This is a genomic window from Paracoccus sp. PAMC 22219, assembly GCF_000787695.1.
Taxonomy (GTDB): domain Bacteria; phylum Pseudomonadota; class Alphaproteobacteria; order Rhodobacterales; family Rhodobacteraceae; genus Paracoccus.
Map to the genome: position 1 here is coordinate 1 of NZ_BBPH01000152.1, position 13,902 is coordinate 13,902.

Below are 13,902 nucleotides of genomic sequence, written 5' to 3' on the forward strand. Positions count from 1 at the left end.
ATCAGAAGCGCCACAAGAGGGAGAGCCAAAAGAACCAAGGTAATGTCCAAGCTCCGCTTGGCGACCTTTCCGACAGGTGCACAGGGGATCTTCGGTGAAGATGCGCAACGTGTACTCTGGAAGACTAACGGCTTGCTACGCTGCAGACCGGATGCTTCCGATGCGCGGACAGCATCCGCACTGCTGAAGTTGATCACCTGCAAGCCCTCTTGGTCGGTAGAAATACCGTTAAAATTTGATCGAAGTTCGCAGCTAGAAGAACAAAGGTAGGCAGAAGTTCCAAAAAAATTGCTGCGCCGCAGCAATAACCCTCAATATTATTAGTTAACGCCGCCTTGTGCAGCATCAGGTGACCATAGGTCACTGCTTAGAAGGGGCTGCGCTCCGGATGATGCAGAAGATGGTCAAGACCCTGCATTTGCAGACGCTGAAATGGTTCAGCTGTAGGCAGTCGGCAACAAGGTCAGATCAGACGCTCGGCTCAATATACTTTCGGAGCATCGCTGCGTCCGGCCTCGCTATGCGTCGCGATTTAGGGGGACAGGCAGGCGGCACCGTGTTCAAGCCCCTCACCTTCTCTCCTTGACCAACCCCCTCCCGCGCAGCACCACCAAGTATGATCAAGTAAATTACTAGCTCGCTTCAGGCCTCAGCAGAGATCGCGTTTTATGGCGCCGGTTCCCAAGCTGATGAGAGCGCCGCCATTCCGGCGTGATCGTAATCGGTCAATCCGCGATACCGAAGCCTCACTAAACTCCCCGGACTGTCGCCTCGGCAAGGCCGGCCCTCCGGCGGGGGCCCTTTCTTTTCCGCGAGACCCGGTTGGAGGCGCCTGCGAGCCGCAAGACTAAGACCCCCGGCCCTGGCCGCAGGTAGGAGGAAGCGGCAGGACCGGGGGGCTGTTGTGTCACCGGTGCCGCAGGGAGGGAGGACGGAACCGGAGGAATGGGATGGCGATACAGCAAAGACATTTCCGCATGGTTAACGGACCGCCATAAGTTGTGCTTAATATACCCTCAGCCTGCGCTGCAGTTGATAGACAGTGGTAGGCGCCGGAGGGCGCATAGGAAGGAAATCAACGGAGGGTTGTAAGACAAAACGGAACAGTCTAAGTCGTCCGCACACGGGCTTCTTTGCATTACTTATACAATCGCCCCTTTTCTTTGCAGTTTGTGCAAATGTAATCTCTGACGCTTGAACAGCCGGTGAACACCATGAAAACCTCTCTGCTCAAACCTGGCCAACACCTGTTGTCAGCAGCCGTGAATGCAGCCGATTGCCTGACAGCAAAGACAGGCAAGCCGCCGCGTCTCAAAAAGATCGCCAAGGTTTTGGGCATCAAGAAGAAGGCCCTAAAAGTCGTCATTCCTGATAGGAATTACCTTTTATGCGTTATGGCCGATACCGCATTGCAGCGTCTGCTCCACATGATCACCCAAGAGATTGCCGCATCGTCACCCTGCTCTCCCGTCCGCCAACTGGAAGCGGTGGCCGAGGCCTACATTGAGTGGGCCCGTCTTTATCCTCACGAGTTCTACACTCTTGCCCAGATGCCTGCTGCTCTGTTCCAAGCCAATCCGCACCTTCTACGCTATGAGGAGTCCATCCATGAAATGGTGATCAAGATGTTCACGCGTGCCCAGGATGAGGGCTATCTGGCTCCAGATGAAGATCTGGCGAAGCTGCGGGCTATCAGCCATACGTATCTTTATGGTATCATCAGCAAGATGATGCTTAGCGATCTGAATCGCTGGACACCCGGCTTTAACGACCCAAATACGGCTCGAGCGGCAGTGCAGATGTTCAATGCAAGATTTTTCAGAAAGCAGCAGTAGTAGGCTTCCAACGCCGTTTCCGTTGGAGTTCGATCTGGATGATGGACCATGCTTGGTCTGCGGTGCAGCGCTGGATGTGGAATGGATCTGCACGTGTTGCGGCGAAGATCACTTTGACGGCGTCATGTTGCTTATTGGGTACGGTAGACCCCCAAAGGGGAAGCAAGCCTACTCTCAAGAAAGGTCTTGCGAGCGTTAACGCTCCGCCTCTGTAACTTCTTAAGTGCAGGCCCATTGGAGGTTATATGCCAGGGTTAACAGGGGCAGGAATGCACCTGTGTCTGTTATCTTCTTATTCCCATCATTATTTTAATAAACTGAATATATAAACGTACCTCCTGAACAAACAAAGATGCCTATGTCGTATTTTAACCTTCAAACGTCGAGCTTGGAGGGGTTGACGCGAATTAAGCGGAATCTCAATAAGGACATCAATTTCGACGAGCGCCGAAAATCTGTCGGCAAGCGCAATCTTGGGGAAAAGCACGCTAATACCGATATTCCATGTCCGAGTTTACGGAAATCAGAAAGCACATAGCGCGGTACTGTCGCACCGAAATATCGCAATCCCGGAAATCCGGATCAAACCTGGACCAAGCGTGGCCGTCAGCCGAATTGGTATAGAGAGGCCATTGTGGCAGGGACGGAGCCTGACGATCTCAAGATCTGGCAACGCACAGAACTTTGGACCGGCCGTGCACTCGCCCACTTCTCTTCAAGAATGCGAAATTTTGCCGCACATGTAATATGCGGCGGAAAGTGGGAGGAGGAGTGATTCAGTCAAGGGTTGAGGCACGGATGCGTCCAATGCGTCCGCAAGGTCGCTCCGGTCCATCTCCTGAAAGTCCGGATCATCAGAAAGTTGATGAACTGGTTCCCAAACGCCTCGATCCAAAAACGGTTTTTTGAATTTGTTGTATAATTTTTTCTTCTGAATAAGGCTTTTCATAGTAAGCAACAATATTATCAGGATTAAAATTATCTGGCCGAGGGTATCCCGATGTGACAATAATGTCTATCTTGGGCCATCTTTTGTTGATCTGTTCCGCAAGCCAAACACCATCTTTTTTAGTGTTCAGATCGATATCGGTGAAAACCACTAAAATGTCAGGATAAGCTTCTAGTAGCTCTAATGCTTCTTCAGCGTTTGAAGCCTCCAACACTTCAAATCCAGAATCTTCCATAATTGAGACAGCAGTCATGCGCAGAAGGCCTTGATCCTCCACAACAAGGACAACCGGATCAAATGCTGATTTATCCATATCCAATATTCCACGGCTCTACAATAACTCTAAAATTCAAATCCATCTAAGGACCTGTTCGTTCCGGACTTGGAGAAAAGTGGCGGGGATCCGCTGACGAGTTAGTGTGTTCATTACACGAAATCAATGATCGAACCATACCATGATCCCTATCATAGCTGGAATTGATGAGCAGACTTACACTCGAACCTAAAATCACCCCCTGCCCGCGCCCTCGCCATTGCCACCAGCGTCCCGAACAGCGGCATGGTTGGCCACAACGTTCAAACTGCCGTGAATGCCGAGACGCATTTGATCGGCGCGCATGAAGTCTCCAACCAGGGCCATGACCGCGATTTAATGGTGCGGATGGCCCGTGCTGCCAAGGACGCGCTCCGTCGCGACGAGATGCATACGCTGGTCGACAACGGCTACTTTAGCGGGCTGCAGATCCTAGCTCGCAACAAAGCTGGAATTACCACAACAATTCCACGCCCCGAGACGTCGCGCAACCGCCTCAAGGGCATTTATGAGAAGGTGGACTTCGTCTATGAGGCCAATGCGGATATCTATCGTCGTCCTGCAGGGGAAGCGCTACCGTATCGCTACACAACCGAGTAAGAGGGCTGCAGAAAGTACCCTTGATTTCTTTTGGCCCGAGGATTCCTCACAGTGTGTTTGAAAACTCCTCCAGTGCTCTTTTGAGGTCGACCTCGCTAAACGGTTTACTGATCCAGCCTACCGGATTTGCAGCGGTTGCACGCTCCCGAGTCTCCGGGTTTCCGTAGGCTGATACAAAGATCGAGCGGATACCCAGCATCTGAAAGAGTTCGATCGCGGCGCTGACCCCATCCCTGTCTCCATGAATGTTAATGTCCATCGTTACGCAGTCTGGCAGGTGTTGCCGAGCCAAACGGACAGCTTCGGGGGCGCTGGAGGCCTTGCAGACAACCTCTGCGCCAAGATCCTCGAGGGTCATCTCGAGGTCCATGGCAATGAGCGCCTCATCTTCGACGATCATGATGCGGAGAGGGCGTCCGATGCCCGGAACGGATCCGCCAGGACCCGCTACGGGGCATGCGCTCAGCCTGATTGGAGGTGGCATGTGACGGGAGACAGATTGCATCCGCATGACGGATGGGCTGTTCAGAAGGCGCTTATCCATGCGTATCGGCTTAAGCAAACGGGAGGGCAGGGTCATCATGGGTTTGCAAGGTCCGTACGGGAACTGAATTGGATCAAAGCGTTCGCTCCGCCGTTATCGTTGAGCTCTAGCGATGCGCCGATCTGACGACAGAGTGCCCGCACAAGCATCAACCCCGACGACCGCGTTTCCGTCTGTTCGCCAAAGCCAGGACCATCATCTCTTACCTCGAATAAGTATCCCTCAGAGGAAGATGTGAAGGACACGGAAACAGTCCCGCTCGTGCCAGAGAGCCCGTATTTGAAGGCATTCGTGACAAGCTCATTGGCAATGAGTGAGAGACAATGAGCCTCTTCCGCAGTCATCTTCCCTTCGGCGATCGAGACCTTAATTCGGTCGGATCCCCCAAACCCAGAGGCGGTTCCCTGAACTACCTGTTCAAGAAAATCCTGGCTGGACAAAATTCTAGCGTTTGCATTCTGGTAGAGGGCCTCCTGAACCGCGCTCATTGCACGAAGACGCTGTGAGGCAGTCGCGACGAACCCGGCGACCTCGGCAGAGGACCGCGTTGTACGTGACATCCGGATAAGGGACAGCATCTGCTGGATGTTGTTCTTGACGCGATGCTGCAGTTCTCGAACCAGAACACGGTTCTCCGCCAGCGCTTCTTTCAGAAGAGCATTTTCGCGGACACGTTCCAGCAAGACGCGATCCATCTCTGCCAAGCGCCGGTTCAAAACACTGAAATGATCATCCTTTACCTCGATGAGACGCAAGATGACCAAGGTTTCAGAACTTTCCTCGGGCCGAATGCGTGCTGCAAGAGATCGGTAGCGTTTCACTTCCGTCTCTAACCGAACCTCTATTACACCAAGACTGGACGAGGTCGACCTGCCAGCTCGAGAAAGGAAAGCGAACACATCCTCTGGCGTCATCACCTGGTCGAAGAAATTCTTCTGTAGCAGGTTTCGTCCCAACACGTTGTGCGCGGCTGAATTTGCGCGGCGCACTGCGCCATCGAGGGACATCACCAACGCCGCTTCCTGTAAGAACTCCAGGTCCAGTCCCGCGACATCTGCACCTGGCTTCGTCATCAGTCTTTGACCCTGAAGTATTCACGTGCATTTGGTTCAATGGTTTCGAGCGGCTTGAGATGGATTATAACCTTGCAGCCAGGATGGCCGGTGGCGATTGCCTCCTCGATCTCAACACGGGCATAGCCGAGGTTCTGTGCCGTGATCGATCCAAAGACATTGGACGTCATCATGCAGAGCGAAGGACGGCCTTCTACGAACTTACCGAACGGACAGGCGCGATTGCCAAGGACAATGCGATCTTCGCGCTCCTCAATGATGAAGAAATCGCCCTGGATCCTACGTTTCAGGTCTACGAGGACATCTTGGACCTGAAACCTATCAAGCCGGTCCACTTTTAGCGCAGCCCGGTATGCTGTATCGATCTGCTCACCGATCGCGCCACCAACAACGCTGATATAGCCCGATGCTTCGGCAACTCCCACGACACTTTCCAACGTTCCGGCCAGTTCCCTCAGCAGGCTTCGCAGGAAGATATCGCGCTCGAGGTCAATCGGAGCATTCTGAACAGACGCGTCATGCTGGCTATCCGCTGGTTTCATCACGCATCTTTCAGTTCGATAGGAAGTATGGACATTCTAAAGACAGGAGTACGACTGATCTAAACCACAAAGTGCGCATTTATAATCGTCCCTGCAAGTATTTTCAGAGTTCTAGGGAGTCTGGCTGGGCGCTGTAGCAACGCGTTGGCGTTGTTGTAGAACTCGGAGTTGCGGCGTGACTTCCCCTTACCCCGTCAAGCTCAGGACACTCGCTTGATCTCGGCAGTGCCGAGTGCATTGAAGCGGTTCAAGAGGGCAATGCGGATGTGGACTTCAGCCGTCTGTCTGCCCGGATCTCGCGAGCCCCTGCCCGGGTGCTTTTGAAAGAACAGTTCTCGCGCCATGCTTTCGGGCAGGAGCAGCAGGGACAAGGGTCGGTTCGCGAGGTCGGGTAGAATCAGCGGGGCTGCAGCCAGATAGTATCCCGCCAATCCGGCCTTCGTCAGGCATGGCTTGTCAATGATCACACGGTCGCCGCTGCTGATCGAAATCCCTGCGACAGTCGGCCGATCGTTCCCTGCGGATGGCGGGGGGCGTGCCGTGGGCCGGGGTGTCGGATCTCAGGATTCTGTAGCAAACTGTGCGTCATGACGCAGGGCTTCGATGACTGCCTCGCCTTTTGGGCTGTCGCCAGGCTACGTGGGCAGGTCATCTTACCGTCAAGCGCCCATGGTGATCTGCTTAGCCGGTTCCGGCTCCCGGAGTACGTAGCCTCGTCCCCAGACCGTTTCGATCATGTTCTGACCATTCATGGCATCAGACAGCTTCTTGCGCAGCTTGCAGACGAAGACGTCGACGATTTTGGCCTCCGGTTCGTCAATCCCCCCGTAGAGGTGGTTCAAGAACACCTCTTTCCCTATCACTGTGCCTTTGCGCAGGCTCAGCAACTCAAGAATTTGATACTCCTTGCCGGTCAGCTTCAGTTCCTTGCCCCGGATTTCAGCCGACCTCGTATCCAGATTGACGGTAAGGTCCCCCAGCTGAACCGTAGCCTGACTATGTCCCTTGGAGCGACGGATGATTGCCTGAATGCGTGCTTGCAGCTCTTGGTGGTTGAAAGGTTTTGTCATGTAATCGTCCGCGCCAAAGCCAAATCCCCGCAGCTTGCTTTCCGTATCGTCCGAGCCGGTCAAGATAAGGATGGGGGTATTTATCTTCGCAATGCGTAAGTGTCGCAGCACGTCCATGCCGTTCATATCAGGTAGATCGAGATCCAGAATGATCAGGTCGTAATCATAATTTTTCGCGAGATCGATACCCTCCTCCCCCATGTCGGTCATGAATACGCTATGCCTCGATGTTGTCAGCATCAGGTTGAGCGTGCGGGCGGTACTGGGATTGTCTTCCACCACAAGAATCCGCATGGCTGGTCCTTTCTGATCTTGCGCGCCCTAAGGCAAGCCTATCTCTAATCGATATGACCAAACATATACACTTATGGGTTGCATGCGAGTCGCAGACATACTTTTCTATCACAACCGGGGAGCGGCGATCCCGGTTGCTGTTCCGAGTGTGACACGCGTCTTGATCGTGAAGGGTATTGGACGGCTCGCGTCCCGCGCACAAACATACATCTCAGTTTTAAAAATCATACAGCTGGCGGTTGTGGTTTCTGCATCCTGAGCCGAGAGTTATCCATCCGGAGCGGGTTGCCCGGCATATGAGAGCCCTTAGTGAGGATGCAACTAAGCATGGACCAGCACGACGAACTGCGCCTGCTGCAAGGGGCATGCGCGGCCAGCCGGACAGGCGCATGGTCCTTCCGCATCGGCGAGGATGTCGTGGAATGGACCCCGCTCCTCCATGAACTCTTTGCCGTCCCGCAGGGCACCGATCTGACCCTCGAGTCTGCGCTCTCGTTCTACGTGGGCAAAAGCAGGGTGCAGATCGTGGAGGCGGTTGAGCGCTGCCTGAGTGAAGGCACGTCATGGAACCTCGACGTCCAGTGCAGGTCAGCAACAGGGCACATCTTCTGGGCGCGGACGATTGGAGAAGCGCTTCTTGAAGATGATCGCGTTGTCGCCCTTCAGGGTGCTTTCCAGGACATTACAGTTGAACGCACTGCATCTGACGAGCGTGAGCGCGCACAGGCGGAATTGTCCTTCGTCCTGCGCACCATGCCGGACGGTTTCTTTCTGCTGGATAGCGATTGGCGGTTCAGTTTCGTGAATTCAGCCGCCGTGCAGATGCTCCGCCGCGATCCTACTGAACTCGTCGGTGAGAGCATTTGGGATGAGTTTCCGGAAGCCCGTGATACGGTCTTTGAGCAAACTTACCGAGCGGTCAGGGAAACCGGGGTCTCCAATACCTTACAGGCCTACTTCGCACCCCTGGAGGCTTGGTTTCATATCACCGCTCACCCTGCCCAGACAGGTGTGGCTGTTCATTTTCGAAACATCACGCGCGAGGTTGGCGAGCAACGCGACCTTAGCCTATTCCGGACGGCCATCGATACCATGACCACAGGGGCGGTGATGGTCGAAAAAGGTTCAGGAGATATAGACACTTGGCACATCATCTATGCCAATTCCGCAGCGGTGAGGCTTTGGCGCTCGAATGAGAAATTGCTGACGGGAAACACGATCGGTGATATGATCGGAGAAGCTGTCTGTACTCCAGGCCTGAAAAGGATCGATGAAGTTCTCGCATCGCACGAGCACTGCACATTCGAGGCCCGCCATCTTCGATTTGGACGCCAAGAGATACTCGATTGTGTCGCAGTGCCCCTTCCGGATCAGGGCGTGTCGTATAGCCATGCTGTCGTCCTGATGGATGACGTCACGGAGCAGCGGCGCGCACAGGAAGAGCGTCATCGAAGCGAGCGATTGGCTCTTATTGGGCAGATGGCCGGTGGCGTCAGCCATGACTTCAACAATCTGCTCGCCGTCATTCTGGGCAACATAGAGCTTCTGGAACTGACCGACGATGCCGATGAGGCGAAGGTTCTTATCTCGGAGGCACGGGACGCCGTGATGCGCGGAAAGTCCTTGAACGATAGCCTGCTCGCGTTTGCCGGAAAGTCGAAGTTGACGCCACAGACCGCAGACCTGGGGTCTTTCCTGCAGTCCGTGGCGCCGTTCATCCGTCGCGCCATTCCATCCCGGATCAAGCTCGAACTTGAGGTGGATGCCGGGCTGCCGCCGGTCCTGATCGACGTGGCCATGGCAGAAAGCTGTTTGTTGAACCTGGCCATCAATGCCCGGGAGGCGATCGAAGGCACAGGCACCATCCGCATCAGGCTGAATGCAATAGAGCGGGCGCATTCCGACGGGAATGATCCTCAGACCTGGGTCTGCCTTTCTGTCCAGGATACGGGTTGCGGGATCGAGGCGCCGTTGCAGGTACAGGTGTTCGAGCCGTTTTTCACCACCCGCCCGGTCGGGCAGGGGTCTGGATTGGGCCTCTCGCGGGTGCGCGGTTACCTTGAACAGATCGGCGGGTTCGTGACACTGTCAAGCGCGGTCGGTCACGGCACGACAGTTGCCATGTATTTTAGGGTAGCGCCGGTTGATACACGCGAAAGGGAGGCAACAGATCAGAGTGTCTCTCTCGTCCTTGAACGACGGCTGAAGGCACTCGTCGTCGATGACACACCGGCAGTGGCTCGTGTCGTTGCACGCCTGCTAACCTCGTTGGGATGCGACACGCTTATCGCTGCAAACGGCAAGGAAGCTCGTGAGATCCTTGCCCGCGAACCTGGCTTGAACCTGCTCATCAGCGACGTGGTCATGCCGGGAGAGTCCGGGTTGGAGCTGGCCCAGTCCATATCCCACATCTATCCGCACATTCGGATCGCCCTCATGTCTGGCTATACTCAGGACAAGCTTCAAGCGGGCGACAAACCTCACGGAACGGTATTCATGGCAAAACCGGTCAGTCGGACACAGTTGCAAGCGTTTGTGGAAGCTGTTCAGTAGTGGGCAGTCTCCTAAGAACTTGACTTTTAAGCAACTACTTTTGGCTAGTTTTCCCTGCCCGGGATGTCCGCAAGCGTGGCAAAACCGTGGGGCTCCCGCCTTTGACCGTTGCTCGATGGAAGGTAACTGGCAAGTCAATTTCTCTATCACCCAAGCAAGTGCCAATCCTGCCGTTCCAGCATGCATTGATCGCGTATCTGAAACAGCAGCTGACCAGCAGGCTTATCGTGTTGACCCCGGTTATTTTATGATCGTTGGAAGTGGCTGGTACTAATACGATCACTGAAGCGTATAAAATTCGCGCCGTGTTTTAGGTAGATCCATACTGCCTGGGATCGCCGTAAAGGCTACGTTTGAAGCTCTCGCGGGTGAGGAGCTGATGATGCGACGCTTGACCCAACTGCCAAGACATCTCTCTCAGCTACTGCGCCTGTCCGCGTTCGGGGCCGTGATACTGGTCAGCGCCACGGTGCTCGCCGCCGTCTACTGGCTGTCTCGGGAACTCGACAAAGACGCCCGGGAGAGCTCCCATCTCATGATCCAGAGCGGCCTGAATGGAGTTGTAGCGAGCAATGAAGTCATTGGGCGTGACTACGCCTATTGGACTGAAGCGTTCAACGCGGTGAATGAGAACGACATCGACTGGCTGAATATCAACTTGGGATCTGGCGTTGTCGCAGACACAATGCATGTTCTGGTTCTGGCCGGCGGGCCGCTGCCTGAGACCTTGGGGTGGGCTGATGAAGTAAGCGATCATCTGGGGAGCAAGGATTTTGCTGCCTTTCGCGATGCGGGCTTCGACCTGGCCACGCGGACCGACCACAAGCCTGGCGATGAAGCGATCAGTACCTTTGTCAAAGTTGATAACACCTTGTGGACGATTGCCGTCGACTGGATCGTCCCACATGACAGGAAGCTCAATGAGGGCGAGGTAAAGGCGCTCCTGGTCTCAGCGGTGCGGCTCGACGATGAGACGACCGCGCGTTGGAGCAAGATGTTCCTGCTTGATGGGCTTGGGTTCGTCAAATCTGCGGGAGAGATCCGGGATCGCGAAGCGATTGCCGTTACTGGCTCTACTGGTGCACTGAGCTATCTGGTCTGGTCTGCACCCCAGCCTGGCATGCAGGCGCTCCGTGCCGTTTCTGTCCCGCTTATGCTGGCGCTCTTGTTGGTGACGGCCACAATCGGCCTCGGAACGCTCGCGGTCAGCCAGCTTGCCTCGCGGCTTGAACGGGCACTCATCGCTGCCGAGGCTGCCGATCGAACAAAGTCCGAGTTCATCGCCAGCCTCAGTCACGAGTTGCGGACACCGATGAACGGAATCGTCGGCATCCTGGAGCTGCTGCAACTGGAGGATCTGAGCGAAGAGCAGAGAGAGTTGGTGGGCGTTGGGCTGAACTCGGCCGGGACACAAGTGGAGTTGATCAACCATCTCCTTATATTTGGTCAGATCGACTCGGGGAACAGACATATTTCAACAGGACCGTTCGAACCTGGTGAGGCGGTGCGCGAGGTTCTGGCGTTGGCGATGCCTTTGGCGCGGAGCAAGGACCTGCAACTGAGTTTCTTTTGCAAGGGGCCTGTCGATAGTCCGTTGCTGGGTGATCGTCTTGCGATCCGGCAGATCGCCACGAACCTTATCTGCAATGCGATCAAATTTACCTACCAGGGAACTGTTTCAGTCGAGCTCGAGGTTTCGCGAAGCTTTAGCGTAAACCGACTGCGTCTTGTTGTGAGTGACAGCGGGCCCGGCATCGAGAAAGCAGATATCAACCGCATCTTCGACAGCTTCGTGCAACTCGACAGCTCAGCGAGGCGCGAAGTCAGCGGCGTCGGATTGGGTCTGGCAATTTCACAACGCCTTGCGAAGGCGATGGACGGGACACTCTCTGTCGATAGCACGCCAGGACGCGGAGCATCGTTCGTTTTTGAGGTCACGCTCGAAACCCCGGCTGCCGCGCCGATCATTCAGAAACTTGCAGCCTGATAGGAGGGGCATATTGGAACAAGCCATGATCCTTGTTGTCGACGATAATCCAACGAACAGGTTTATTCTCGCAAAGATGCTTCAGAGCCGCGGGTACGCGGTAACCGAGGTCACCAGTGGGCCGCGGGCCATCGAATGTATTCGTGATAATGCTCCCGCACTCGTGCTCATGGACATCAACATGCCAGGGATGACTGGGGTGGAGGCGGCACTGGAGATCACGAATCTTCTGGGCTCAAAAGCGCCCGCCATTATCGCGGTCACCGGCGATGACACGTCGCAACGTCGTGCGGAATGCGGGGCTGCCGGTTTCAATGGCTTCGTCCCCAAGCCAGTCAGGATGCAGTCACTTTTTGAAGTTATTGATCAGAGCTTAAAGGGGGGGCAGCTGGAAGTTTGGTAGGGTTCGGAAATTGACGGGAAATACCGTTTATCACAGTATGTAAATGTACTTGGACCAATCAATATCTGCACCACCAAGCACCCCGCTTGATATGCAATCGTTTGCAAAGCCTTTGACCAAAATTGCACGCGTCTTTCGATAGTTCAAGAATAGAAACTTCATGAGGACTTCATGGCCAGAGCTTTGATTGTTGTCGATCTTCAGCAAGACTTTTGTCCGGGAGGCGCATTGGCTGTGCTGGGTGGCGACGAAATCGTGGAGCCCATCAATGCCTTGATGGCGCACTATGATGCAGTGGTGCTGACACAGGACGTGCACCCTCGCAATCACACCAGCTTTGCGGACAATCACCCCGGGGCGGAACCGCACCAGATCGTCCGGATGCCGTATGGCGGGCAAATCCTATGGCCGGTCCACTGCGTCATTGGTACACCAGGTGCAGATTTCCATGAGCAACTGCATGTGAACCGTGCGGATCTTATCCTCCGCAAGGGGTTTCGCCCGGAGATCGACAGCTACTCTGCATTCTATGAGAATGATCATCGCACATCGACCGGATTGGCGGGCTATCTCCGCGAGCGCGATTTATCCGACTTGAGCTTTGTGGGCCTCGCTCATGATTTCTGCGTGACGTGGAGCGCTATGGATGCCGCCCGCCTCGGCTTCAAGGTGCGCGTGATCGAGGAGGCATGTCGTGCCATCAACGTCAACGGCAGCTTGGCTTCTGCCCGGGACGGGATGCGCCGAGCTGGAGTCGAGCTGGTTTGAAGCGTGAGCATCCAGTCCATTGAGCAACGACCCATCGCTGGAGCAGTACCGCACATATAGATGGCCGCGGAAGCATGTCATCGTTATGCTGCTTCGACCCCGTGGGCCGCGGGCAGCAGCTGCGCCAGGTCGATCTTGCGCAGGATGCGTCCGTCTTCCAGCGTGATCATGCCGACGATGAATTCCCGCGCCGGGTTCGAGGCGATGTCTGGCACCGCCTGGATGTGGTCGTTGTTGATGGGCAGGATGTCGGACACCAGATCCGCTAGCAGGCCCACGATGCGCCCGACATGCATGGCGATGATGACGACGTGGCGGTGCGACGGCGTCGCCGCGCCAAAGCCCAACCGGGCCGACAGGTCGACCACGGTGACCACCGACCCGCGCAGGTTGATCACGCCTTTGACGTAATCGGGCGCGTGGGGCAGCATCGTCGTGGGCGTCCAGCCGCGGATTTCGCGGACCAGGCCGATGTCGATGCAGAAGTCCTGATCGGCCAGCTTGAAGGCCACGACGTCGCTTTTGCCGACGGAATTATGCGAGATGGATTGCAGCATGCGTCACCCGTTCGATGCCATGGCGGCCATCCGGCGGCCCTGGTCGTTGGACATGGAAAGAAGAATTTCTTCGGGGTCGATGATCAAGTCGCAGAATTCATCTATGTCGGCCATCGTCAGCGGCCCAGGGCCTTATCGATAACATCGATCAGTTGCTTGTCCTTGTCGTCATGCGGTTCCGCCTGCGCCTTCAACAGTATTCATATCCGCTAGCAACTGGGGATTAAGAAAGCCTTGCTGCGGGCGCAGGGAGTCTGAGCTGTGATGGAAACGGTCCTTTAACTGTTCTCGAGTATGGCTTGGCACGTCCTTACAGGAGCCACGTCGTGTTGCATCTCGTCACACCGATACCGAAACCCGCTTTCTTGCATGTCGTGCAACTCTGGGGTGTGGCGGGAAAATGAGACAAGCAGC

The 13,902-nt window shown here is 55.3% G+C and carries 13 protein-coding genes and 2 pseudogenes; 7 read left to right on the forward strand and 8 right to left on the reverse strand.

All coding sequences use genetic code 11. The features are described from left to right. Window positions 1-197, reverse strand: a 197-nt coding sequence (locus TY51_RS23630; protein WP_231559095.1) for a hypothetical protein, incomplete at its 3' end; no start/stop codon positions are given. A 1,017-nt stretch (window positions 198-1,214) separates the two neighbouring features. On the opposite strand from TY51_RS23630, the gene TY51_RS15805 reads away from it, so the two are divergent. Both TY51_RS15805 and TY51_RS22830 read left to right on the forward strand, forming a co-directional pair. Continuing rightward, the gene (locus TY51_RS15805) at window positions 1,215-1,835 is read left to right on the forward strand and encodes a WHG domain-containing protein (protein ID WP_156118074.1); all 621 of its coding nucleotides are present in this window, start codon (window positions 1,215-1,217) and stop codon (window positions 1,833-1,835) included. A 565-nt stretch (window positions 1,836-2,400) separates the two neighbouring features. After that, window positions 2,401-2,610, forward strand: a pseudogene (locus tag TY51_RS22830) (H-NS family nucleoid-associated regulatory protein); the annotation flags it as partial. A 79-nt stretch (window positions 2,611-2,689) separates the two neighbouring features. Here the strand turns inward: TY51_RS22830 and TY51_RS21295 are convergent. Further along, the gene (locus TY51_RS21295; protein WP_081995152.1) at window positions 2,690-3,097 is read right to left on the reverse strand and encodes a response regulator; all 408 of its coding nucleotides are present in this window, start codon (window positions 3,095-3,097) and stop codon (window positions 2,690-2,692) included. A 186-nt stretch (window positions 3,098-3,283) separates the two neighbouring features. On the opposite strand from TY51_RS21295, the pseudogene TY51_RS15810 reads away from it, so the two are divergent. After that, window positions 3,284-3,694: pseudogene (locus TY51_RS15810) on the forward strand (IS5/IS1182 family transposase); the annotation flags it as partial. Window positions 3,695-3,743: 49 nt separating this feature from the next. Here TY51_RS15810 and TY51_RS15815 read toward each other — a convergent pair. The 5 genes from TY51_RS15815 to ctrA form a co-directional block, all read right to left on the reverse strand. Then, the gene (locus tag TY51_RS15815; RefSeq protein ID WP_042251213.1) at window positions 3,744-4,097 is read right to left on the reverse strand and encodes a response regulator; all 354 of its coding nucleotides are present in this window, start codon (window positions 4,095-4,097) and stop codon (window positions 3,744-3,746) included. Window positions 4,098-4,276: 179 nt separating this feature from the next. Further along, a complete protein-coding gene (locus TY51_RS15820; RefSeq protein WP_042251214.1) occupies window positions 4,277-5,314 on the reverse strand; it encodes a sensor histidine kinase in 1,038 nt (345 codons plus the stop codon). Further along, window positions 5,314-5,856, reverse strand: a complete 543-nt coding sequence (locus TY51_RS15825) for a methanogen output domain 1-containing protein (protein ID WP_042251218.1) — start codon at window positions 5,854-5,856, stop codon at window positions 5,314-5,316. The genes TY51_RS15820 and TY51_RS15825 overlap by 1 nt, the downstream gene beginning before the upstream one ends. Before the next feature lie 200 nt (window positions 5,857-6,056). Continuing rightward, on the reverse strand, window positions 6,057-6,323 hold the full coding sequence (locus tag TY51_RS24625; RefSeq protein ID WP_042251220.1) for a hypothetical protein: 267 nt from the start codon (window positions 6,321-6,323) through the stop codon (window positions 6,057-6,059). A gap of 192 nt (window positions 6,324-6,515) precedes the next feature. Then, a complete protein-coding gene (ctrA, locus tag TY51_RS15835; RefSeq protein WP_042251222.1) occupies window positions 6,516-7,220 on the reverse strand; it encodes a response regulator transcription factor CtrA in 705 nt (234 codons plus the stop codon). A gap of 327 nt (window positions 7,221-7,547) precedes the next feature. On the opposite strand from ctrA, the gene TY51_RS20445 reads away from it, so the two are divergent. The 4 genes from TY51_RS20445 (at window position 7,548) to pncA (ending at window position 12,931) form a co-directional block, all read left to right on the forward strand. Further along, complete coding sequence (locus TY51_RS20445; protein ID WP_052650344.1) at window positions 7,548-9,773, forward strand: PAS domain-containing protein; 2,226 nt, start codon at window positions 7,548-7,550, stop codon at window positions 9,771-9,773. Between the two features lie 379 nt (window positions 9,774-10,152). After that, window positions 10,153-11,760 (forward strand): HAMP domain-containing sensor histidine kinase, encoded by a 1,608-nt coding sequence (locus TY51_RS20450; protein ID WP_052650347.1) that lies wholly within the window; start codon window positions 10,153-10,155, stop codon window positions 11,758-11,760. A 25-nt stretch (window positions 11,761-11,785) separates the two neighbouring features. Then, the gene (locus tag TY51_RS15850) at window positions 11,786-12,163 is read left to right on the forward strand and encodes a response regulator (protein ID WP_042251226.1); all 378 of its coding nucleotides are present in this window, start codon (window positions 11,786-11,788) and stop codon (window positions 12,161-12,163) included. A gap of 171 nt (window positions 12,164-12,334) precedes the next feature. Continuing rightward, window positions 12,335-12,931 carry a bifunctional nicotinamidase/pyrazinamidase gene (gene pncA, locus TY51_RS15855; RefSeq protein WP_042251230.1) on the forward strand — a complete coding sequence of 199 codons (597 nt, stop codon included), beginning with the start codon at window positions 12,335-12,337 and terminating at the stop codon, window positions 12,929-12,931. 83 nt (window positions 12,932-13,014) lie between these two features. On the opposite strand, the gene TY51_RS15860 is transcribed toward pncA, so the two are convergent. Next, entirely contained in the window at window positions 13,015-13,488 is a 474-nt protein-coding gene (locus TY51_RS15860; RefSeq protein ID WP_042251232.1) for a chemotaxis protein CheW, read from the reverse strand. Between the last annotated feature and the right edge of the window lie 414 nt (window positions 13,489-13,902).